The sequence below is a fragment of the Chthonomonas sp. genome (genome assembly GCF_035294165.1).
Lineage (GTDB): Bacteria > Armatimonadota > Chthonomonadetes > Chthonomonadales > Chthonomonadaceae > Chthonomonas.
Genome location: NZ_DATGLN010000111.1, coordinates 1 through 1,446, shown reverse-complemented (window position 1 = coordinate 1,446; position 1,446 = coordinate 1). Strand labels below are relative to the sequence as shown.

The following is a 1,446-nucleotide window of genomic DNA, read 5'->3' as shown; positions in this document are numbered from 1 at the left end:
GAGGTGGTCTTTATGGAGACGGCCGGCTACATTATCGTGGGTGCCATCTGTGAGCGCATCACCTTCGGTGCTTTCGTACTGTGCGAGCTGTTCATCGGGGCCATTCTCTACCCCATCTTCGGCTGCTGGTGTTGGGGAGGGGGATGGTTGGCCAACCTCGGCAATACCATGCATCTCGGGCACGGCTATGTGGATTTCGCCGGCTCAACCGTCGTGCACGCCGTAGGAGGGTTTGCCGCCATGGCGTTGGCCATTATCTTGGGGCCACGGCTAGGGAAGTACGGGCCGGATGGCAAACCACGCGCCTTCCCCGCTCACAACATCGCCTTCGTTGTCACCGGAACATTCATCCTCTTATTTGGATGGATGGGTTTCAACCCAGGCTCTACCTTAGGCGATACCGACCTTCGCGTTTCGGTGATCGCAGTCAACACCAACCTAGCGGCGATCTTTGGCGCGGCAGCGGCCATGGTTTTCTGGTATCTTAAGTTCGGCAAACCCGATATCTCCATGGCCTGTAACGGCATGTTGGCAGGATTGGTGGCCATCACGGCGCCCTGTGCGTTTGTCTCTCCTACCTCCGCGATGGTCATCGGCATTCTCGCCGGCATCACAGTCTGCTGGGGCGTTCTTTTCAACGACAACGTTCTTAAGATAGATGATCCTTGTGGAGCTATTTCGGTGCATGGCTACTGTGGGTGGCTGGGCGGCATTTGCCTAGGGCTTTTTGCCGACGGCACCTACGGAGCCGGTTGGAACGGCGTGGGTGCATCGAGCTACCTCGGCAAGGCGGGGCTTGGAGTCGTTGGCCTGTTCCAGGGCGACACCAGTCAGTTTCTGGCCCAGCTCGTCGGCTCTACCGTCTGTGTAGCCTGGTCATTCGGGCTTACCTTCATCGTCTTCAAGATCGTCAACGCCGTTAAGAGTATGCGGGTTTCGCCGGAGGTCGAAACGATGGGTCTCGACGAGCCGGAGTTCGGCATCGTCGCCTATCCCGACGATGTGCTCGCCACCCCCTCTACCCCCAGCGCTTCCATGGCCATTACATCCGCCCCCAATCTAGGCGGCGGAGCGCCGGCCGGAGCGAAATAGCAGATCGTCATTAATGGCGGGGGCTTATAACCACTGCCCCCGCCCAATCCGGTAAAAAAGGAAAAAACTCCTATGAAGACGAAAAAGAACAGGGTACAGAGAAAGCAAGAGCAGGCCATCCGTGAGCGGAGGATGCAGCGCGTCCAAATCGTGCTGGGCTATGCCGTTCTCGGCGCCACCCTTTGTTGGGCAATAGTACTTAACCTCCAACATCGTTTAAGCCCGGCAGTTACGGTTGGGTTGGTCATTCTCTTGCTGTTTCGGCTCTTCGCTCTGAGATACGAGCTGAAGCGACAGACAGAGGAGGCAACACAATGATAAAAGTAGAAGCGATGATTCGCCCCCAAAAGCTGG

General features: G+C 57.3%; 1 protein-coding gene and 1 pseudogene. Both read left to right on the top strand.

What is annotated here, in order from left to right; all coding sequences use genetic code 11:
* Nucleotides 1-1,092 (top strand): annotated as a pseudogene (locus VKV29_RS05575) (ammonium transporter); the annotation flags it as partial.
* Nucleotides 1,093-1,164: 72 nt separating this feature from the next.
* Nucleotides 1,165-1,410: a hypothetical protein gene (locus VKV29_RS05570; protein WP_324200316.1), complete on the top strand. Its 246-nt coding sequence runs from the start codon at nucleotides 1,165-1,167 to the stop codon at nucleotides 1,408-1,410.
* Nucleotides 1,411-1,446: the final 36 nt, after the last annotated feature.

Bases quoted from the DNA above. Each gene is read 5' to 3' on its own strand.
- VKV29_RS05570 (WP_324200316.1), top strand. From the start codon at position 1,165: ATGAAGACGAAAAAGAACAGGGTACAGAGAAAGCAAGAGCAGGCCATC.